This window comes from Mucilaginibacter sp. A3364 (genome assembly GCF_059690715.1).
Genome location: NZ_JCAWED010000003.1, coordinates 231,606 through 252,825, shown reverse-complemented (window position 1 = coordinate 252,825; position 21,220 = coordinate 231,606). Strand labels below are relative to the sequence as shown.

Genomic DNA, 21,220 nt, shown 5'->3' with positions numbered 1-21,220 from the left:
GGTTATAAGGCTGGTGCTTCCAGATTAAACATGTCCGCCAGTAGTTTGTACGATTGTAACCTGTCGTCAAAATCTTCGGCTATGGTTACAGCTATAATTTCGTCCACGCCGTAGTTTTCGGCCAGTTGGCTTAAGCGGGCTTTAACTTTATCGGGTGTGCCGGCAACTACGCGTTGGCGGTTGTAACGTATTCGGTCCTGCTCGGCAAGCGTATATTCGGCATCCTTCACATCTTCATAACCTAAAGGCGATAGCCCCAGGCCTTTTTCAAACTGTATGAAGCGATGATCCATAATGGCTTTATGCTGCTGCACTTTCTCCTCATCTTCCGAACAGAAAACAAATATGGCCATGTTAGCCTCGGGCTGCAGCATATCCAGCGAAGGCTGAAAGCGTTCTTTGTAAACCTGTACGGCATTGGCGCCACCAACCGGGTTAATAAAATGCGCGAACGAAAATCCCATACCAAAATGAGCGGCGAATAGCCCGCTTTGTCCGCTCGAGCTTAGCAACCACATAGCCGGCACAGTTTTTACCTGCGGAATGGCCCGTATTTTCTGGCGGATGGTGCCCGGTTCGGCCGTATCATGAAAGTAGTGTTGCAGGTCGGCCAGTTGTTCCATAAAATCCTGCTCGCTAAAGTGGTTTGATGGATTTAGCATCGAAGCCGTGACGCGGTCTGTCCCCGGCGCGCGGCCCATACCCAAATCAACCCGGCCCGGAGCCAGTGCTTCCAGCATCCTAAAGTTTTCAGCCACTTTTAAAGTGCTGTGGTTAGGCATCATCACACCGCCCGAGCCCACACGTAAATGTTTGGTTTGCGAGGCCAGGTAAGCTATCAATACTTCGGGTGTTGAGCCGGCCAGGCTGCCGGTGTTGTGGTGTTCGGCTACCCAAAAGCGGGTAAAGCCCAATTGGTCGGTATATTTTGCCAGCGCAATGGTTTCCTGTACAGCCTGTTCGGCGGTAACACCTTTACGAATGGGGGATTGATCCAGTACGCTTAGCTTTAATTTATTTGTGCTCATGGTAGATTAAAAACACAAATGTACACCTGGTATTGTGGAAGACGTAACGCCAATGAGTTTTATGGCATTGGCGTTACAGAGCAGCCTATTTTATTCTATAATCTGTAAGTACGGTTGTGTTTACTTCCCCAAATAACTCTGCATCAATTTTTATCAGGCCTATACCTTTAGCTATATAAAAATCAGTTGTTTGAAATGGTTCAAATGTGCCGTTGTTATCATATTGCAACTGTAATTGCGTATGTACAACGTTTTTATACGCCTTTCCTGCTATGGTTTTGTTAACATCTTTTTCAAGTAGCTTACCAACCATTTTGCCCGGTTGTACAGGGTCGGGTATTTCTATGATCCACTGCTGGCCTACATCTACATTATCTTTAAAGTAGGGCCATTCCAAAATAAACTCCTGCGGGTTTGATGGGTCAGTTGAAACCGAACCTATACTTCTCATTAAATAAGTATGATTGTTGTAGCCATACCAGGCAGTTTCTGTCTCGGGGCCGGAGACGATATCCATCGCATAATAAGTTTTGCCCTCAAAAGTTGAGGGGCGCCCTGTCATGGTATGAGTTGAAGTTATACTGGTGCCGCCAAGGTCCTGGCTGTATTTCCAATAGCTTCCTTTAGTTACCGGCTGATAGGTGTCGGTCAGGTTGTTGATATCAGAAAAATCAGGCTCGTCATTTTTACAGCCGGCAATAAGTAACGCAAAAGTGGTTAATAGCAATAAGGCGGTTTTTTTCATGCCGCAAATATATTGACTTTAAGTTAATTAAAGTCTAAAATTCTTGTGACCTATGCCTCAAAATGATATAGAAATACCACGGCGCCTGTATACGCAGGTTTTTTCTGGCCTTCAATTTCCATGGTAACACCAATAGTAGCTTTGGTAATGCCGCGCAGGTTAGCTATAGCATTAAGCCTGGCTACCAGGCGCACGCGGCTGTCAACAATAACAGGTTGGGCAAAACGCAGGTCTTCAATGCCGTAATTGATCAGCATTTTTAGGTTACGTACATCGGCTATCTGGTCCCAAAAATGGGGAAGTAATGATACCGTTAAATAACCATGCGCTATGGTTGCGCCAAAAGGGCTGTCGGTTTTAGCTTTCTCGGGATCGGTATGTATCCACTGGTGGTCAAGCGTAGCTTCGGCAAACTGGTTTATTTGCTGTTGCGAAATTGCCTGCCATGGCGATGTGCCAATTTCCTGGTCTAACAAAGCTTCAAACTCGGCGTGGTTATTTATAATTTTCATCAATTAATATGTATAGGTTATAACGGTTTTGTAAATATAATAAACCCATTGATATTGCAATCGTTTGCAAAAGCAATAAATAAAAAGGGTATCAAATTTGTTTGATACCCTGATAGTACTATTTGAACATGTTTTTTAAAGCAGCTAGTTTAACGGCCATATCCGTTTCCGGCTCGGCTTCTTTGCGTTTGGGCTGCTGATTGGCCGGCTTATTATGCTGCTGTTTTGGTTTCGCCTGCGGCGGACGATTTTCCTTGCGTGGTTCATCCGTTTTCATGGATAAGGATATACGCTTACGTGCAGCGTCAACTTCGGTAACCGTAACTTCAACCTGTTGCTGTACCTTAACCACTTCGTTTGGATCCTTAATAAAGCGGTTAGCCATCTGGCTTAAGTGCACCAAGCCATCCTGGTGAACGCCAACATCCACAAATGCACCAAAAGCCGTGATATTGGTTACAATGCCCGGTAGTTTCATACCCACTTTAAGGTCGGTAATAGCGTTAACACCTTCGGTAAAGCTAAAGCTCTCAAACTTTTCGCGCGGGTCGCGACCGGGTTTGGCCAGCTCGTCCATAATATCATTCAGGGTAGGCAGGCCTACCGTATCAGTAATATAATGCGGCAGCGGGATGCTTTTGCGCAGTTTGTCATCGCGCATCAGGTCGGCTACAGTGCAGCCCTTATCTTTTGCCATTTGCGCTACCAGCGGATAACGCTCCGGGTGTACGGCACTGGCATCAAGCGGGTTTTCGGCGTTATGTATGCGTAGGAAACCGGCTGCCTGCTCATAAGCTTTATCGCCCAGGCGCGGCACTTTTTTAAGCTGCTCGCGATGTTTAAACGCGCCGTTGGCATCGCGGTATTCTACTATTTTTTGCGCCAGTTGCGGGCCCAGACCTGATACGTAAGCTAATATTTGTTTTGACGCGGTATTTAACTCTACACCAACTGCATTCACACAGCTAATTACGGTATCATCTAACGATGCTTGTAATTTATTCTGATCCACATCATGTTGGTATTGGCCAACGCCGATAGATTTCGGATCGATCTTTACCAACTCTGCCAATGGGTCCATCAACCGGCGACCAATAGATACAGCGCCACGCACGGTAACATCTTTATCCGGGAACTCCTCGCGCGCAACTTCTGATGCAGAATAGATAGAAGCGCCGCTTTCGTTCACCATCACAATATCAACATCTGGAATATTGAGTTTCTTCACAAATAACTCGGTCTCGCGCCCTGCGGTGCCATTACCAATAGCGATGGCCTGGATATCATAACGTGATACCAAATGCGGAATGGTCTTGGCTGCCTCGGCGGCTTGTCCTACACCTGTATGCGGAAAGATAGCTGTATACTCCAATAGCTTACCCTGCTCATCCAAACAAACCACCTTACATCCTGTACGGAAGCCCGGGTCAATAGCCATAGTGCGTTTCTGACCTAGTGGTGCGGCCAATAACAACTGGCGGGCATTCTCGGCAAATACGCGGATAGCTTCCTCGTCGGCTTTCTTTTTGGTTAACAGGCGTACTTCGGTTTCCATGCTGGGGCGCAACAGGCGTTTGTAGCCATCGTGAATAGCCAGTCGCACGTTATCGCTGGCGGTGTTGTTGCCTGTTATGAAAGCGTTTTCTAATTGAGTTATGGCCTCATCTTCGGGTGGCAATACGTCTAAAAACAGGATTTCTTCCTTCTCGCCACGGCGCATAGCCAGCACGCGGTGCGATGGCGCGGCCTTTAGCGGTTCTTCCCACTCAAAGTAGTCTTTATATTTTAAGCCGGTTTCTTCCTTACCCGGCATAACGCGACTTTTAAATGTGGCTTTTTCTACAAATAGCTCACGTAGTTTGGTACGTACGATGGCATCCTCGCTAACGTGTTCGGCAATAATATCGCGGGCACCGGCAAGGGCTTCTTCCAGAGTGGCGAGGCCTTTTTCTTCAGAAATATATTTTTCGGCCTCGGCTTCTACGTCAAATTTGTTTTGTGCCAGCAGCAGGTCAGCTAGTGGCTGCAAACCTTTTTCGCGGGCGGCGGTGGCGCGGGTTTTGCGTTTTGGGCGGTAGGGCAGGTAAATATCTTCCAGTAACACCATCGTTTCGGCGGTGTTGATGGCAACGGCCAGTTCGGGCGTTAGTTTGCCCAGGTCTTCCAGCGATTTTAATATCGCTTCGCGACGTTTATCCAGGTCGCGTAGTTGTTGTATGCGGTCGCGAATGCCGGCTATCTGTACCTCATCCAAACTGCCGGTAAGCTCTTTGCGGTAACGCGATATGAAGGGAACTGTTGCGCCCTCATCCAAAAGATCAACAGTGGCGCTAACTTGTCTCTCGCTAATACTAAACTCGGCGGCTATTTTTTTATAATGGGTCGTCATTTTCTCTATCCTTACAAATTATAGGATAGCGAAAATGGGATTATGGGGTGGGATTGCAAAGGGGTGTTGGTAAATAGTGATTAAGTCGCAGTGATGAACGGATATTTGATATATTTATCAGATGTTAAAGGATTGGAAACTGAAGTTAAAATATGGAAAGTTAAAAACGCCATACAAGCATTTCACATTAATAGCTCCGGTAGTTATTGAACATTATATTGAAGAGTTAGATGCCAAACCTGGTAGCGCTTACGCTGGAATGAAGGTATGGGCGATAGACTACGATAGCGCAGCAGAAGTTTATCGAAGCGTAGCTGAGCAAACAGGAATTAAAATAACTGGTAACATAGAAGTATATGATACTGATGCAGTAAATCCACCTGAGGATGAGCCGTATGCCTATGATATAAATTTTAGTTATTATGAAGAAGAGTGATTATTTCTTTTTCCCCTTCACTTTCTCCAAATTCTTCTCTATCCTAAACTTCACAATTTTCGTCACCAATTCCAGCGGCAGTGGTTTATCAATCGGGAACTGCAATGTGCCTTTGCCACCTTCGTATTGCGCGGTTTCTTCTTTAAAAGCTTCTATACCCATAGGGGCAGGATAAAACCCGATGTGATTTTTGTAGCCGCCGAAGTGTACCAGGTTGCCGTGTAATATAAAGGTAGGGATGGCATATTTAATAGCCTCTGTAGCTTCGGGCGCTGCGGCGTGGATGGTGTCGCGCATTTGTTGAAGTAGTTCCTGCACGTTTTCGGGGAAGGCGGAGATGTATTGATCTATGGTGGTTACGTCGGTTTTCATGGTGTTGGGTTTTACTGCTATACAAATGTAGCAGTACAATTAAAACCGGGAGAGGGGTGGAAACGACAATTTTAGGGGGCGGATGAGCAAAAGGAAATAGACTATGATTTGTTTTTACAACAAAAGTGTATATTGCTTCACCTAAATAAATTACAATGAAAAAAGGCTACGTAACACTGATAATCATATTGGCAATAGTACTGGTTGCAGTATTTACAAACCCAAATTCAGACAGACACAAGGAAGTTGTGAAAAAAGAGATCAGCACCTATATGCAGCAAAAGCTGAAGGAGAACGGTGCCGAGACAGGCGGCCAGGCTTTTGGGGCACTTTTAGGTGGAGCTTTAATAGACAGAATGGTAGATAACCTGGTAAGTACAGATAGTTATCTGTTGTTTTCTACAACTAAAATAACCTGGGAAGGAAAGTCGCGTGTAATAGGCTTTGGCATTTTTGGCAATGTTTATATTACAGGTAAGGTTAAAGATGCTATGGCACAAGCGGTTGATAGTGAATAATAAAACTATTTAAAAATACTAGCACCACCCGCACACCCCTAAACCCGATAGCAGCGAATACCGGCCCCGCGCCAAATGCCCACGCGCCGTATAAGCGCATAGCGGGACTGCCACTAATAGCTGCACCAAACCTGCTTTTCAACCTCCGAAACCACCCAAAACTTTCCAGCCTCCAAACTTTCCAACATTTCAACAAAATATCTTATAGTAACCACTTGCATATAAAACAATAAAGCGTATCTTTGCAGTCCCGAAAAAGCGGGGTATAACAACTATTTTAATAATTTAATTTAAAGCAAGTGAATACGTTAAGTTACAAAACTGTCTCTGCCAACAAGAAAACCGTTAACAAACAATGGGTTGTTGTTGACGCTGAAGGCGAGATCTTGGGGCGCTTGTCTACAAAGATCGCAATGATCATTCGTGGAAAAAACAAGCCTGAATTTACCCCAAACGTAGACTGCGGTGATAACGTGATCGTTATTAATGCAGACAAGGTAAAACTGACCGGAAACAAATTTAGCGCTAAGCAATATGTTTCTTACACTGGTTACCCAGGTGGTCAGCGTTTCATTTCTCCTAAGGAGTTAATGGCAAAACATCCACAACGCGTAATTGAAAAAGCGGTACGTGGTATGTTACCTAAAAATCGTTTGGGCAAAGCATTGTTTGGCAATTTGCATGTATATGCAGGTGCTACACACCCACATGAAGCTCAAAACCCGAAAGCCATTTAATTAACACACTAAGGAAAAAGAAATGCCAACAACAAACACTTCAGGCAGAAGAAAAACAGCCGTTGCACGTATCTACCTTAGCGAAGGTAGCGGTGCTATTACCGTTAACGGTAAAGATTACAAAGAATACTTCCCTACATTGCCATTGCAATACGTAGTTACCCAATCAGTAGAAGTTGCCGGTGTTGCCGGTCAGTTCGATGTTAAGGTAAACGTTGCAGGTGGTGGTGTTAAAGGACAGGCAGAAGCCGTTCGTTTAGCTATTGCTAAAGCTATTGTTGAACTTGATGCTGATAAGAAACCAGCGTTACGCGCCAAAGGCTTAATGACACGCGATATGCGTATGGTTGAGCGTAAGAAACCAGGTCGCCGTAAAGCACGTAAGAGATTCCAATTCAGTAAACGTTAATATTTTATCAAGGAGAACAACACAATGGCAAGAACAACATATGACGAGTTACTGGATGCAGGTGTACACTTTGGTCACCTTACCCGCAAATGGGATCCAAAAATGTCTCAGTACATTTTCATGGAGCGCAACGGTATCCACATTATCGATCTAAACAAAACCTTAGCTAAGGTTGAAGAAGCTGCTGCAGCTATAAAACAAATTGTAAAATCAGGCCGTAAGGTATTATTCGTAGCTACTAAAAAGCAAGCGAAAGATATCGTAGCTGATTATGCAAAAACAGTAAACATGCCTTTCATTACCGAGCGTTGGTTAGGTGGTATGTTAACTAACTTTGCTACCGTACGCAAGTCGATCAAAAAGATGTCAAACATCGATAAATTGACTAAAGACGGTACTTACAGCAACCTTTCTAAAAAAGAAAGATTGATGATACAGCGTGAGCGTATCAAATTAGAAAGCTTGTTAGGTGGTATTGCTGATTTAAATCGCTTACCGGCTGCATTATTTTTAATTGACGTTAAAAAAGAACACATCGCGGTATCTGAAGCGTTAAAATTAAACATCCCGACTTTCGCGATGGTTGATACTAACTCTGATCCGTCAAACATCGATTTCCCTATCCCGGCTAATGATGACGCTACCAAATCAATTTCATTGATCACCGGTATCATTATCAAAGCTATTGAGGAAGGTTTAGACGAGCGTAAACGCGAGAAAGACGACGAAGCTGAAAAAGAAGCAGCACAGGTTAAAGCTAAAGCTGATGCTCCGGAAGCAGCAGCAGAAGGCAAAAGAACCCGCAAAGCTCCTGTTGAAGCTACTGCCGCTGTAGAAGACGAAGCACCTGCTGCTGACGCTACAGAGGAATAATAATATTTTTAGTCGTAAGTCTTGAGTCTTCAGTCAGTAGTGACTTAAGACTTTGGACTTGCGACTTTTAACTTTAAAATAAAAAAAAACATGTCTACAGTACAAATTTCTGCAGCCGACGTAAATAAACTGCGCCAACAAACCGGTGCCGGTATGATGGATTGCAAAAAAGCTTTAACCGAAACTAACGGTGACTTTGAAGCAGCTATTGATTTTTTAAGAAAAAAAGGTGCTAAAGTAGCAGCAAGCCGTCAAGACCGCGAGTCTAACGAAGGTGTTGTTATTGCCCGTACTTCTGCTGATGGCAAACGCGGTGTTATCATCGAGCTGAACTGCGAAACTGACTTCGTTGCTAAAAATGCTGATTTCGTAGCCTTCGCTAATGCTATCGCTAACGAAGCTGTTGAGCAAAACCCTGCTTCAATAGAGGAGCTGAACCAACTTTCTATCGATATTGAGAACTCGCGTTTAACTATCGCTGAAGCTTGCATTGACAAAACCGGTAAAATTGGTGAAAAAATCGGCGTATCTAAATACGAAGTTATCACCGGCGAAAAAGTTATCGCTTACATCCACGGTAATTTCCGTTTAGGTGTGTTAGTTGGCCTAAGCGCTGATTTTGATACTGCTGAAGAAACAGGTAAAGACGTTGCAATGCAAATTGCAGCGATGAACCCGGTAGCTATTGATAAAGACGGTGTTGATGCAACTACTATTGAGCGCGAGCTTGAAATTGCTAAAGACCAGATCCGTGCAGAAGGTAAACCAGAAGAAATGGTTGAGAAAATTGCTGCCGGTAAATTGAATAAATTTTACAAAGACTCTACTTTGTTAAACCAGGAGTTTGTTAAAGATTCATCTAAAAACGTTTCACAGTTTTTAGATAGCGTTAACAAGGGCCTAACCGTTACGGCGTTTAAACGAGTAGCTTTAGGAGCTTAATTATTAAAAATCCTCGCTGAAAAGCGGGGATTTTTTTTGCCCCATTTTTTTTGCAGAGACACAATATTTTGTGTCTCCCGTTGATAGGGGCATAAACGCATTTTTGCGTTTAGATAAATACCCGAAGACGCAAAATATTGCGTCTGTACATCACCACCATAACTGATATCAATGATAACCGCTTTGCATAACATTCGGCTTATAACCAATGGTACAATTACCAAAGGGAAGGCTGTTTTGTTAGAAGGCGAGACGATCATCGACATCATCAGCGAAGCGGATATCCCGCAAACTGCAAAACGCGTTGATCTTAATAACAATTATCTGGCCCCGGGTTTAATAGACCTGCAGATATACGGTGCCGGCGGTAAGCTGTTTGGTGGAAACCCAAGTGTTGAAGCTTTGGCCAAAATGGAGCAAGCCTTATTGGCCGAAGGCTGTACCGGTTTTTTAGCCACCATTGCCACCAATACCAATCAAATTGTTGAGCAAGGCATATCGGCCGCGCTGGCATATCAGCCTGAGACGAAAGGTGTGTTTTTGGGTCTGCATTTGGAAGGGCCTTATCTAAATCCAAAACGTCGCGGGGCGCATCCCGAGGAGCTGATCAAAAAAGGTACGCTGGCGGAAGTAAAAGCCTGGGTTGAACAAGCACAAGGCTTGATCAAAATGATAACTATCGCGCCGGAATTGCAGGATGCTGAGCTTATCGATTATCTGCATCAGCAAGGTATCATCCTATCCAGCGGGCACAGTAACGCTACTTATGCCGAAGGGAAATCATTTTTAAACAAACCTATACAAGCTGTTACGCATTTATACAATGCCATGCCTCCAATTCATCACCGTGAGCCAGGTTATATACCTGCCATTTTTGAGGAGCGCCCGTATGCCAGTATAGTGGCCGATGGTATTCACGTTGATTTCGCGATGATCCGTTTGGCTAAACGCGAATTGGGTGATAAGCTGTTTTTGATCACTGACGCTGTTACCGAAGCTGATAGCGGCGTGTACCAACATGTATTTAAAGGCGACAAGTATACTATGCCTGATGGTACGTTATCCGGCTCAAGCCTTACTATGTTAAAAGCGGTAAAAAATTGTGTTGAGCAGGTTGGTATTGAACTGGCGGAGGCAATAAGCATGGCTTCATTATATCCCGCCAGGTTAATTAAAGCAGACAAGAAAGGCAAAATTGAGAAAGGTTTTGTGGCCGATATGATTGTATTTAATGATAGTTTTCAAGTAACAGCTACGGTATTTAAAGGCGAGTACTTAACAATTACCACATAAAATTTAAACAATAGCATTAATTATATATTTTTGACAAACCCCACACCATCCATGAAATACAAAAGGATATTATTGAAGCTCAGCGGCGAATCGTTAATGGGCGATAGACAGTATGGTATTGATAACAAGCAGGTTTTGCAATATGCGCATGATATTAAAAGCGTGTTTGACAAAGGCATTGAAATTGCTATTGTTGTAGGTGGAGGTAATATCTTCCGCGGTTTAAGCGCCGAAAAATCGGGTATGGAACGTGCACAGGCTGATTATATGGGTATGCTGGCCACCGTAATTAACTGTATGGCTTTGCAAAACGCTCTGGAAAGCATTGGTGTTGACACCCGTTTACAGTCGGCCATTAAAATGGAGCAGATCTGTGAGCCTTACATCCGTCGCCGTGCTATGCACCATTTGGAGGAACGCAAAATTGTGATCTTCGGTGCCGGTACCGGTAACCCGTATTTCACTACCGATACTGCAGCTTCACTACGTGCTATCGAGATCAAAGCCGACGTAGTATTAAAAGGTACCCGTGTTGACGGTATTTATACCGCCGACCCCGAGAAAGATCCGTCAGCTACGCGTTATGATGAAATATCTTTCCAGGAAGTTTACGATAAAGGTTTAAATGTGATGGACATGACCGCCATTACCCTTTGCCAGGAAAACAAGTTGCCTATCATTGTGTTCGATATGAACAAAGAAGGTAACTTTATGAAAATTGCCAGCGGTGAACCGATTGGTACTTTGGTGAAGTAGAGAGAGTCAAGAACCAAGAGGTAAGATAACCAATGCGTTAAAATGTCTTGGTTCTTGACTCTTGGTTCTTGATTCTCATCTCTAATTTATATTTTTGAAAAAAAACCAATACTACAATGAGCGAACTCATTAAAAAACAAGTTACTGATGCCAAAGCTGCAATGGAACGTGCCATTGACCACGCTGATGGTGAGTTAAATAAAATACGCGCGGGTAAAGCAAGCCCATCAATGCTTGATGACATTTTTGTTGATTACTATGGCGCGGCAACTCCGCTTAGCCAGGTAGGCAGCGTAAATACGCCTGATGCCCGTACTATTGTAGTGCAGCCTTGGGAAAAATCATTGTTGGGCCCTATCGAGAAAGCTATTATGGAAGCTAACTTAGGTGTTAACCCTCAAAATGATGGTACTATCATCCGCATCAACGTTCCGCCTTTGACTGAAGAGCGTCGTCGCGATCTGGTTAAAAAAGCCAAAGCTGAAGCCGAAAGCGGCAAAGTTGCTATCCGCAACGTGCGTAAGGATGCTAACGAGAAGATCAGGAAACTGAAAACGGAAGGTGTGTCTGAAGACGAAATGAAAACCGGCGAAGCCGAAATTCAAAAACTGACCGACGCTTACATCGTAAAAGTTGATCAACTTACGGAAGCTAAGGAAAAAGATATCATGACGGTTTAATTTAACCTGATTGTCAAATTAAAGGGGATGAGCTTAGTAGCCATTCCCTTTTTTTATGTTTGTGCCGCAATATGAAATTACTCTTATCTTATTTATCAAAACACCGGTGGACAGTGGTTTTGGCCCTCGTACTTGCCGGCTTCAATATAGGTTTTTCACTGGTTGATCCCATGATTACCGGTACCATTATGGACAAGTACATTGTACCAAAGGATGGTATTCAACTAAGTTATGACGAGCGCCTTTGGGGGGCACTAGGTTTGGTTGGCCTGGCTATTGGCGCTGCCATGGTATCACGTATAGCTAAAAACTTCCAGGATTATTTTACCAACATCATTGTTCAAAAAACCGGTGCCGAAATGTATGCCGATGGTTTAAAGCACTCGTTGGAACTGCCTTACCAGGTTTTTGAAGACCAACGCAGTGGCGAAACTTTGGGCATCCTGCAAAAAGTACGTACCGATAGCGAGAAGTTCATTACCTCCTTTATCAGTGTGTTGTTTGTGAGTTTGGTGGGGATGATATTCGTTATCGTTTATTCGTTGAAGGTGAACTACCAGGTAACGCTGGTTTATTTTTGCGCGATACCGGTTATTACGTTTGTGAGTATGGCGCTAAGCAAACGCATCAAAAATATTCAACGCAAAATCGTTTCTGAAACTACAGCATTGGCTGGCTCAACTACCGAATCGTTGCGTAATATTGAGTTGGTGAAAAGTTTGGGCCTGGCCAAACAGGAGATAGAACGCCTTAACAAAACTACCTACAAGATCCTCGATCTTGAATTGAAGAAAGTAAAGTTTGTACGCAGTATGAGCTTTATACAAGGCACGGTAGTTAACCTTGTACGCAGCGCTATGGTGTTGGTTTTGTTAATGCTAATATTTAAAAATGAATTAACTGCGGGTGATTATTTGAAATTTCTGTTCTACTCGTTCTTCCTGTTTAATCCGTTACAGGAGCTGGGCAACGTGATACAATCATGGCGCGAGGCGCAGATATCGTTGGGCAACTTCGAGGCCATCTTAAGCACGCCTATAGATAAAAAGCCTGAGAAGCCCGTACTGCTTGAAAAGATCAAAACACTTACGTTTAACGATGTTACTTTTAAGCATTTAACAGCTAACCGCAACGCGCTTAATCATATCAGCTTTGAAACCAATACCGGCGAGACCATCGCGTTCGTGGGTCCATCGGGTTCGGGTAAAACTACTTTGGTTAAATTGCTGGTGGGCTTGTACCAACCTAAGGAAGGCGATATAGCCTACAACGGTATTCAAAGTAATGAGATAGATCTTGATCAACTTCGGGAAAAGATAGGTTTTGTAACACAAGATACGCAACTATTTTCAGGCACTATTCGTGAGAATCTGCTGTTTGTTAGGCCGGATGCTACAGATGAGGAATGTATGAATGTGCTGCAACGCGCTGCTTGCCAAACCCTATTGGCTCGCGCCAGCAACGGTTTGGATACCGTGATAGGCGAGGGCGGTGTGAAGGTTTCCGGAGGTGAGAAACAACGCCTGTCCATAGCCCGCGCCCTATTGCGCAGACCAGACCTTTTGGTATTTGACGAAGCTACTTCGTCCCTCGACTCATTAACTGAGGAAGAGATCACCGAAACCATCCGCGATGTTTCTGAGCACAACGAACACATTACGATATTGATCGCTCACCGCTTATCAACCATTATGCATGCCGATTGCATATACGTGCTGGAAAAAGGCCGCATTATAGAATCAGGCAAACATACGGATCTGCTGGCGCAGAAAGGCTTATACTATGCGATGTGGAGGCAACAAATTGGCGAGAAATTCAGTATGGAAGCTGAGGTTGAATAATCCAATTGATATATAAAGTAAGAAAGGCCAGCGATACCGCTGGCCTTTCTTACTTTATTGCACTTTCACTGCTTCGGGTGCCGGCGTTATTTCGCTTAACGACTGCGGGATGAGTTTCTTGGTTTTGAAATAAGTAAGGGTGACGATCAGTAATGTCATACTACCACCAAATAATACAGCCGGGATGGTACCCAACAATTTGGCAGCAATGCCCGACTCAAAATCACCGATCTCATTGGATGAACTCAGGAACATGGAATTTACCGATGACACCCTGCCGCGCATATGATCGGGCGTTAACAGCTGCATCAGCGTGCCGCGGATAACCACGCTCACGCTGTCAAACGCGCCCTGGGCAAACAGGAAGAATACAGCCAGGTAAAAGGTATGGGATAAACCGAAGCCAATGATCGCGCAACCAAAACCAGCTACAGCGATCAACAGGTTACGCCAGGGCCTGCCCATTGGCGAGAACCTGATCATGATCAATACAGTTAACGCAGCGCCCAACGAACTGGCCATGCGCATAATACCCAGGCCCTCGGCACCTACTTTTAATATATCCAGCGCGAATACCGGAAGCAACGCCACCACGCCGCCGAACAATACCGAAAACAGGTCAAGGCTCATGGCGTACAGCATGATCTTGTTTTTGAATACGAAATTGATACCCTCGCTGAGGCTCGTCCAGATGCTTTCTTTGGGTACGAATACCGGTGGATAACTACGCAGCCTGTACACCAGGAAAAATGCCGCGAACAGGAACAGAATAACCGTACCAAACGTGGCGGTAATACCACTCACCTGCGGAAAAATTTTATGAGCGAAAGCATAGATAAAGCCCGCCGTCATAGGCCCTAATATGGATGCCGCCTGGAAGGCTGATATACTCCAGGTACTGGCGTTGGGGTAAATTTCGCGGGGGATGCTGTGCGAGTAAACGGTGAACGCCGCCGGGCCATAAAACGCCCTCACCACACCGTTTGAAAATATCATGGCATACAATATCGGCACCACCCATGCGGTTTGGATGTAAGCATGCATGCTGTTCAGTGTAACGGTAAACATGATGGCGGCTGCCATGATCGCCCCACCGTACACCAGCAGTAACATTTTTCGCTTTTCATATTTGTCGGCGATGTAACCGCCGTAAAGGGCAATGCCAATTGCGGGAATAGCTTCGGCCAGGCCTACGAAGGCGATGGCAACTTTGCTGTGCGTTAACTGGTAAATGTAAAAGCCCAATACAGTGGTCTGCATTTGATAGGCGAAGGTGAAGAAAAAACGAATGCCCAGGTACGACCGGAAATCTTTATACCTTAAGGCAACAAACGAATCTTTTTTTTCGGGTGCGGGTTGACTATCAGAATCTGCCATACACAAATTTACAATTCATAAATCAAGCCGCGCAGTTCAATTAAAATTTAAACATGGCTATGACGTAACAATCCTGTCAACAAAAAAACACCAAATTATATTTGTAGGAGCGTATGCGTAGCACGCTACACGGCTACACCTGGGGTAGCATGCTACACGGCTGATTTTTAGATGGTTAATTTTTGGTGTTTTAGGGCTTTTGCATTTTGTGCTACAAGCTGCCAAATTTTGTTTGGTTACTACAGGCATGGCGGAAACAGACTTACGAAGTTTTTAAAACTTCGTAAGTCTGCGCAATGTTTTTACGATATCTTATCCCAACTCAAACCACCACTACCGCCCTGGAAAGCCCTGTTCAGTATCTGATTTTCGGGCGCTGCCAACTCAGGGTCAACAGCAAAAATATCTTCAACGGCTTTGCGGCATTGGGTGAGTAGTTCCTGGTCGGTGGTAAGGTCGGCTACTTTAAGGTCGAGCAGGCCGCTTTGCTGGGTGCCTTCAATGTTTCCCGGGCCGCGTAGTTGCAGGTCGGTTTCTGATATCTCGAAGCCGTTGTTGGTTTTCACCATCGTTTTTAAGCGTATACGGCCCTCGTGACTCAACTTTTCCTTACTCATCAGTATACAGTAAGACTGTTCCGCCCCGCGACCAACACGCCCCCTTAACTGGTGCAGTTGCGAAAGCCCGAAGCGCTCGGCATTTTCAATGATCATTACCGAAGCATTGGGTACGTTAACGCCTACCTCAATTACGGTGGTGGCCACCATAATATGGGTTTCGCCACGCACAAAGCGCTGCATCTCGTATTCCTTTTCAGCAGGTTTAAGCTTGCCGTGTACAATGCTTAAATGGTATTGCGGGGTAGGGAATTCGTGGCTCATGGTTTCAATACCTTCGGCCAGATTTTTAAGGTCAAGCTTTTCGCTTTCTTTTATCAGCGGGTAAACCACGTATACCTGCCGGCCCTTGGCAATCTCCTGCTTCATAAAACCAAACATCCGCAAACGCTGGTTCTCATATAAATGATAGGTTTCTATCGGCTTGCGACCGGCGGGAAGCTGATCAATTACTGACACATCCAGATCGCCGTACAGCGTCATGGCAAGCGTACGCGGGATAGGCGTGGCCGTCATCACCAAAATATGCGGTGGTATTACGTTTTTGCGCCAAAGCTTGGCGCGTTGCTCCACGCCGAAACGATGCTGCTCATCAATCACCACCAGGCCCAGATTTTGATATTGTACTTTATCCTCAATTAAAGCATGGGTGCCTATCAGTATTTTCAGTTCGCCGTTCTCCAGTTGTTGGTGCAATACCTTTCGTGTTTTTTGCGGGGTCGACCCGGTTAGCAAGCCCACCTCGATAAAATCATCGCCCACTAAACTTTTAATGGTATGGTAATGCTGTGTGGCCAAAATCTCGGTAGGAGCCATAATGCATGTTTGGTAACCATTATCTACGGCTATTAGCATGGTCATTAAAGCTACCACGGTTTTGCCGCTGCCTACGTCGCCCTGTAGCAGGCGGTTCATTTGTACGCCGCGTTGGGTGTCCTGGCGGATCTCTTTCAGCACACGCTTTTGCGGATCGGTTAGTTCAAACGGAAGTTTTTCGTTGTAAAACGTGTTGAAGTAATGGCCAACCTTATCAAATATATTACCCTTAAACTTTTGTGTGCGCAGGTGCTTTGTTTTTAACAGCTTAAGCTGCAACAGAAACAACTCTTCAAACTTTAAGCGGTGCTGCGCCTCGTTCAGCTTATTGATATCCTCCGGGAAGTGGATGTTACGATAAGCCTCGGCGCGACCCATCAGCTTAAATTTCTGCAGAATATACAGCGGCAAATTCTCCTGTATCTCGCGCGAAAATTGTTCCAGCAATCCTGCAATAAGCTTTTGCAAGCCTTTGCTATCCAACTGAAACTGTTTGAGCTTTTCGGTACTGCTATAAGCCGGTTGTAGGGTCATGTTACCCTTGCGCCGCATCGCGTCGGGGGAATACAGGTCAAGCTCAGGGTGCGACATTTGGGCCTTGCCGTTAAACGATCCGGGTTTACCAAACAGGATGTAGGCTTTGCCCGGCACCAGCAGTTTTTCAACCCATTTAATGCCTTGAAACCATACCAGTTCCATTGCACCGGTATCATCCTGCACCTGGGCTACCAGGCGCTTGGTATGGCGTTCGCCCAGGATCTCTTTGTGTGTAAGACGGGCTATAACCTGCACATGGGGCAGGTCGGGCTGTAAAATTTCGCGTATTTTATAAAACCGCGTGCGGTCAATATGTTTAAAAGGAAAATGCTGCAGCAAATCGGCAACCTTGTAAATGTTCAGTTCTTTTTTAAGCACCTCGGCGCGTTGTGTGCCAACGCCCTTTAAATATTCAATAGGTGTTTGAAGCGACTGTCCGTTCAAGGCTTGCTATCAATTTATTTGCTTGCTATAACCGAAATTTCAACATTAACACCTTTTGGCAGGGCCGATACCTGTACGGTTTCGCGGGCCGGGAAGTTATCTTCAAAGTAGGTGCCGTATGCTTCGTTAACCTCGGCAAAATCGGCCATGTTGGTTAAAAATATGGTGCTTTTAACAATGTGAGTAAAGTCGAAACCGGCCTTGTTTAAAATGGCACCGATGTTTTCCATTACTAAATGCGTGGCCGATATAATGTTATCAGTTACCAGTTCGCCTGTAAAAGGATGCAGCGGGATCTGGCCCGATACAAATACAAGGTTGCCCGTGGCGATAGCCTGGTTGTATGGTCCAATAGGTGCAGGTGCTTCGTCGGTGATAATTACTTTTTTCATTGTTAGGATGGGGTGTTAAAGGTTTTATTTCTTCAGGATAAACAAGTCTATCAACTTCCAGATAATACCCAGCAAGAACATAATTATGGCTATGGCATTAATGGTATGCATTACTTTTAAGTTGGAACTGCTTGGCCGGTTAGGGTCCTTTTTGCGGAAGAAATACATGGTGTAAAGGTAGGGAAAATTTGAAGTTATTATAGCCTAATTTCTTACACGTGAGGCTTCGTTACTGTACTCAATTCAGTTAATTAGTTCACCCAAAGTTTTAGAGCTTGACGCTTTATTAGCATAGTGGTCCGAAGTCGGAGACATTCGGACAGCGGGCATACTACGGACAGCGGGTAGATATGAACGTGGGGAAGCAATACCATCTGTAGAGGTGGCTGCCAAGATCGCGCAAGCTTTAAGTGTCTCGCTAGACTATCTTGTAGGGTTAACGGATATTGAATTAAACCCTGTTACCTTACAACGCATAGACGAGATAGGCTCATTAGCTAAAGATGATAGAGAGCACGTGTACAAAGTGCTGGATGCTCTTATAAGGGATGCAAGGCTAAGAAATAGCAAAGCCCAACCGTGTGGCTGGGCTTGTAATTTATCGCATTATTACATAGTTGTTCGAAGACAAAAACATTTGGACAGCGGGCATACTACGGAAAGCAAAGAGTACTCCACGCCCCAACAGCTAATTTGCGTTAATATATTGTTCAAACTTCCCATTTCGATAAACAAAAGTACCGATCACATAAACACTTGGAACAAAATCCTCCATTATACCAGATAGTTCATCCTTGTTACTCGTTAAATTTACGTGCTTAAATACCTTATAATCTCCTGTTTTACTGAAAAACGGGGTAATATCCCTCTCCCAAATTAAAAATGTTTTTATCCCTTTGAAATTTAAAAATCCCCAATTTTGTTTTTTTTCTTTAGCTTTTTTTAACGACCAATTAACAGCCGTCAGGTCCATGCTTTTGCATAGAAAAAAAACTCCTTTTGAAGTTTGGGAAACATCTATTGTCATACAAGAATCTTTCCCGAGATAGACACCTTTAATCAAATTAAGCATCTGATTCGAAATTTTGTTTGGCTTAAGTTCTTCAATGGCGACCTTTTGACTGAAACAAGAATTACATGAAAAAATGATCAATAAAATAGTCAATACTTGCTTAATGTTGTTACTTAATTCCATTTTTATCATAGGTTACGTATATTCCTCTAGCAACATCATATACTCTAAATATTGCATTACTGTTTTTAGTCACGTTAAAATAATTTTGGACATTGGTTTTATCATTACCACCTAATAAGCTATAACTCGAGTCGTTTTTATCCCAGCCGGAAGGACCGTTGTCAACAACCCCTTTAACCGGTGGGTGACTATGGTCAACTCCATTTATGTTATATTTACTTTCAAGTGTTCCTGCAAGTGCGGCTGCCGATTTGATTGATCCCGTGTTACCATCGGTAGTGATTATATTTAAATCTCCTTCCAAGCTAATTCTACCAAATTCTACTACGGAATTTTTAGCTGCAAATTCAAAAATATCCTTGGCGTCCTTATCTCCCTGTATTTGTAGATATTTAAATGAAAGTTGCGACTCCTTACCCGTTTTTGGATCTTTAGATGGTATTGTTCTATCTTTTTGATTAAGTAATCCTTTTTTTACAGTCATTGATATATACTTAGAAATATCTCCTTTCTCATTAGTGGCATACAGCACATCATGGTCATCATCGGTTTCTTTTATTAGGGAAATTTCTCCGGTATTTTTATCAAGAGAATAATCATCGAAATACATGCCATCTACATCAATATAACGAATAGGATTAAGGCCACCATAAGTATATGGGTTAAATCGTCTCATCTGTTCCGCCAATGGATCGACGCTTCCCATCTCGTAATCACCGGATCATAGAACCTTGCGCTGTAATCGTACTAATATATTAATCGTCGGCGCAATGCCAATAATATACATGGCAATCCCCCCAATTGGATAACGTGTAATACAAAAAAAGCCCTCCGGAAAACCGGAGGGCTTAATATTATTTCAACTGTTCAAAAATTATTTTTTGAAAGAAACACGACGGTTTAATACACGTCCTTCTTCAGTTGAGTTGTCAGCAATTGGGCGGGTTTCGCCGTAAGCTTTAACAGTTAATTTTTTAGCATCAACACCTGAGTTAACTAAGTAAGTTTTTACTGAGTTAGCACGGTCTTTTGATAAAGATAAGTTGTGAGCAGCAGTACCTTCAGATGAAGCAAAGCCTTCAACAGTTACTTTAGCACCTGAGCTTCTTAAGTCAGCAGAAGTAGCATCTAATACTGGGTAAGATGAAGTACGTAATACTGAGCTATCAAACTCGAATTGGATGTTAGAGTAAGCGTCAGCCGGCATAGCAGGAGCAGCTTCAACTACTTTAGGGAATACGATAGGGCAACCTGAACCGTCAACTACAGTACCTGCAGGAGTGTTAGGGCATTTGTCAAACTGATCAGCAACACCGTCACCGTCAGAATCTTTTTTCAAATCGTTAACTGCATTCTCAACGTTAGTAACACGGCCTTTCAAGGCAGCAACTTCCTGACGTAAAGTTTCGTCATATAACTCATCATATAACATAGCAACCGGGTTAGCCCACTCTAAGCTAGGTTTAGCTTTTGAACCTAAGGTAAACTCTAAACCAGCGTAACCGTATGAGTAACGATCTTTAGTAGGGTAGCTTTTACGTACAGCGTCAAAGTTGTCACCGTCGATGAAGTTTTCAGTGTAACCAATGTTTAAAGCAACAGCTTCAGACAATTTGAATTTAACACCAGCACCTACCGGCAATACAAGCTCGTTTACGCGCTCTGGATACTCCTGGCTAGGGCCATCAGTGCCGTTAGTACCGTAACCTACCATTGTTGGTTTGTAGTTAGCCAAACCAGCACCAGCGTGTAAGAAGAAGTTAACTGAATTTTCGCGACGTAAGAAATCAATTGTAGCGAAGTTCCAGTAACCGCTCAAAGTTCCTTGAATGAAGTCTGTTGAGAAGCTTACGAAACGGTTGCCAGAAACACCGTCACCTACGAAAGGTGCATTGCCTCTGTCGCCAGAAACTTTACCGCCACGGGCGTCTAATTGTAAGCCGAATGAGTGAGCAATTTGTTTTCTAACAGAAACACCGAAACCTAAGTTTACTTTGTTACCGTTAAAATCACTTGAGCCGCCGGTTGCAAGCATAGGCGAGGTTGCACCAACGTTAACACCAATACTCCAGGTATTGTACTGTCCAGCACCACCAAATACCTTGGCAGTTGACTTAGTCGATGCATCTGTGGTTTGAGCGTTTGCTGCGCCTACCGCCATCAAAGAAACAAGTGATAAACCGACTGTTTTTTTTAATGTAGAATAGTTCATAGTTTTAAGATTAAACAATTTTTTTAATTGTGATTTTTTCCAAAAATAGTAATTATGTTTGAAACGATTACCAAATACTGTTCCAAAAATTATAATTGT

23 protein-coding genes are annotated in these 21,220 nt (G+C 43.9%); 11 read left to right on the top strand and 12 right to left on the bottom strand.

From position 1 onward, the window contains the following. Positions 1–2 precede the first annotated feature (2 nt). From AC59JT_RS19410 to AC59JT_RS19395, 4 genes are all read right to left on the bottom strand, one after another. Positions 3–1,028: an LLM class flavin-dependent oxidoreductase gene (locus AC59JT_RS19410; protein WP_497402236.1), complete on the bottom strand. Its 1,026-nt coding sequence runs from the start codon at positions 1,026–1,028 to the stop codon at positions 3–5. A gap of 85 nt (positions 1,029–1,113) precedes the next feature. Next, positions 1,114–1,773, bottom strand: a complete 660-nt coding sequence (locus AC59JT_RS19405; RefSeq protein WP_497402234.1) for a hypothetical protein — start codon at positions 1,771–1,773, stop codon at positions 1,114–1,116. Between the two features lie 50 nt (positions 1,774–1,823). Next, entirely contained in the window at positions 1,824–2,285 is a 462-nt protein-coding gene (locus AC59JT_RS19400; protein WP_497402232.1) for a MaoC family dehydratase, read from the bottom strand. A gap of 118 nt (positions 2,286–2,403) precedes the next feature. Continuing rightward, positions 2,404–4,674, bottom strand: a complete 2,271-nt coding sequence (locus AC59JT_RS19395) for a Tex family protein (protein ID WP_497402230.1) — start codon at positions 4,672–4,674, stop codon at positions 2,404–2,406. 121 nt (positions 4,675–4,795) lie between these two features. On the opposite strand from AC59JT_RS19395, the gene AC59JT_RS19390 reads away from it, so the two are divergent. After that, the gene (locus AC59JT_RS19390; protein ID WP_497402228.1) at positions 4,796–5,110 is read left to right on the top strand and encodes a hypothetical protein; all 315 of its coding nucleotides are present in this window, start codon (positions 4,796–4,798) and stop codon (positions 5,108–5,110) included. Here AC59JT_RS19390 and AC59JT_RS19385 read toward each other — a convergent pair whose 3' ends face one another. Further along, positions 5,111–5,482 (bottom strand): iron chaperone, encoded by a 372-nt coding sequence (locus AC59JT_RS19385; RefSeq protein ID WP_497402226.1) that lies wholly within the window; start codon positions 5,480–5,482, stop codon positions 5,111–5,113. Between the two features lie 155 nt (positions 5,483–5,637). On the opposite strand from AC59JT_RS19385, the gene AC59JT_RS19380 reads away from it, so the two are divergent. The 9 genes from AC59JT_RS19380 to AC59JT_RS19340 all read left to right on the top strand — a co-directional run bounded on the left by AC59JT_RS19380 (position 5,638) and on the right by AC59JT_RS19340 (position 13,531). Beyond that, positions 5,638–6,000, top strand: a complete 363-nt coding sequence (locus AC59JT_RS19380) for a hypothetical protein (RefSeq protein WP_497402224.1) — start codon at positions 5,638–5,640, stop codon at positions 5,998–6,000. 299 nt (positions 6,001–6,299) lie between these two features. Continuing rightward, positions 6,300–6,737, top strand: a complete 438-nt coding sequence (gene rplM / locus AC59JT_RS19375) for a 50S ribosomal protein L13 (RefSeq protein ID WP_497402222.1) — start codon at positions 6,300–6,302, stop codon at positions 6,735–6,737. A gap of 22 nt (positions 6,738–6,759) precedes the next feature. Continuing rightward, positions 6,760–7,146, top strand: a complete 387-nt coding sequence (gene rpsI / locus AC59JT_RS19370) for a 30S ribosomal protein S9 (RefSeq protein ID WP_497402220.1) — start codon at positions 6,760–6,762, stop codon at positions 7,144–7,146. A gap of 24 nt (positions 7,147–7,170) precedes the next feature. Then, the gene (gene rpsB / locus AC59JT_RS19365; RefSeq protein ID WP_497402218.1) at positions 7,171–8,019 is read left to right on the top strand and encodes a 30S ribosomal protein S2; all 849 of its coding nucleotides are present in this window, start codon (positions 7,171–7,173) and stop codon (positions 8,017–8,019) included. Between the two features lie 90 nt (positions 8,020–8,109). After that, complete coding sequence (gene tsf, locus AC59JT_RS19360; RefSeq protein WP_497402215.1) at positions 8,110–8,961, top strand: translation elongation factor Ts; 852 nt, start codon at positions 8,110–8,112, stop codon at positions 8,959–8,961. 171 nt (positions 8,962–9,132) lie between these two features. Further along, the gene (gene nagA / locus AC59JT_RS19355; RefSeq protein ID WP_497402209.1) at positions 9,133–10,254 is read left to right on the top strand and encodes an N-acetylglucosamine-6-phosphate deacetylase; all 1,122 of its coding nucleotides are present in this window, start codon (positions 9,133–9,135) and stop codon (positions 10,252–10,254) included. Between the two features lie 51 nt (positions 10,255–10,305). Next, complete coding sequence (gene pyrH / locus AC59JT_RS19350; protein WP_497402206.1) at positions 10,306–11,010, top strand: UMP kinase; 705 nt, start codon at positions 10,306–10,308, stop codon at positions 11,008–11,010. A gap of 116 nt (positions 11,011–11,126) precedes the next feature. Beyond that, a complete protein-coding gene (gene frr / locus AC59JT_RS19345) occupies positions 11,127–11,690 on the top strand; it encodes a ribosome recycling factor (RefSeq protein ID WP_497402202.1) in 564 nt (187 codons plus the stop codon). Positions 11,691–11,761: 71 nt separating this feature from the next. Then, positions 11,762–13,531: an ABC transporter ATP-binding protein gene (locus AC59JT_RS19340; protein ID WP_497402200.1), complete on the top strand. Its 1,770-nt coding sequence runs from the start codon at positions 11,762–11,764 to the stop codon at positions 13,529–13,531. A 54-nt stretch (positions 13,532–13,585) separates the two neighbouring features. Here AC59JT_RS19340 and AC59JT_RS19335 read toward each other — a convergent pair whose 3' ends face one another. The 4 genes from AC59JT_RS19335 to AC59JT_RS19320 form a co-directional block, all read right to left on the bottom strand. Further along, a complete protein-coding gene (locus tag AC59JT_RS19335; protein WP_497402198.1) occupies positions 13,586–14,908 on the bottom strand; it encodes an MFS transporter in 1,323 nt (440 codons plus the stop codon). A 302-nt stretch (positions 14,909–15,210) separates the two neighbouring features. Further along, entirely contained in the window at positions 15,211–17,322 is a 2,112-nt protein-coding gene (gene recG, locus AC59JT_RS19330) for an ATP-dependent DNA helicase RecG (RefSeq protein ID WP_497402195.1), read from the bottom strand. A 14-nt stretch (positions 17,323–17,336) separates the two neighbouring features. Next, positions 17,337–17,714, bottom strand: coding sequence for a RidA family protein (locus tag AC59JT_RS19325; protein ID WP_497402190.1), 378 nt, complete (start codon positions 17,712–17,714; stop codon positions 17,337–17,339). A gap of 24 nt (positions 17,715–17,738) precedes the next feature. Then, a complete protein-coding gene (locus tag AC59JT_RS19320) occupies positions 17,739–17,882 on the bottom strand; it encodes a DUF6728 family protein (RefSeq protein WP_497402186.1) in 144 nt (47 codons plus the stop codon). Between the two features lie 145 nt (positions 17,883–18,027). Here AC59JT_RS19320 and AC59JT_RS19315 point away from each other — a divergent pair, with 145 nt between their 5' ends. Next, a complete protein-coding gene (locus tag AC59JT_RS19315; RefSeq protein ID WP_497402359.1) occupies positions 18,028–18,501 on the top strand; it encodes a helix-turn-helix domain-containing protein in 474 nt (157 codons plus the stop codon). Here AC59JT_RS19315 and AC59JT_RS19310 read toward each other — a convergent pair. From AC59JT_RS19310 to AC59JT_RS19300, 3 genes are all read right to left on the bottom strand, one after another. Next, the gene (locus tag AC59JT_RS19310) at positions 18,403–18,909 is read right to left on the bottom strand and encodes a hypothetical protein (RefSeq protein WP_497402184.1); all 507 of its coding nucleotides are present in this window, start codon (positions 18,907–18,909) and stop codon (positions 18,403–18,405) included. The genes AC59JT_RS19315 and AC59JT_RS19310 overlap by 99 nt on opposite strands. Further along, complete coding sequence (locus AC59JT_RS19305) at positions 18,896–19,615, bottom strand: JAB-like toxin 1 domain-containing protein (protein ID WP_497402182.1); 720 nt, start codon at positions 19,613–19,615, stop codon at positions 18,896–18,898. The genes AC59JT_RS19310 and AC59JT_RS19305 overlap by 14 nt, the downstream gene beginning before the upstream one ends. Positions 19,616–19,783: 168 nt before the next feature. Next, positions 19,784–21,121, bottom strand: coding sequence for an OmpA family protein (locus tag AC59JT_RS19300; protein WP_497402180.1), 1,338 nt, complete (start codon positions 21,119–21,121; stop codon positions 19,784–19,786). Positions 21,122–21,220: the final 99 nt, after the last annotated feature.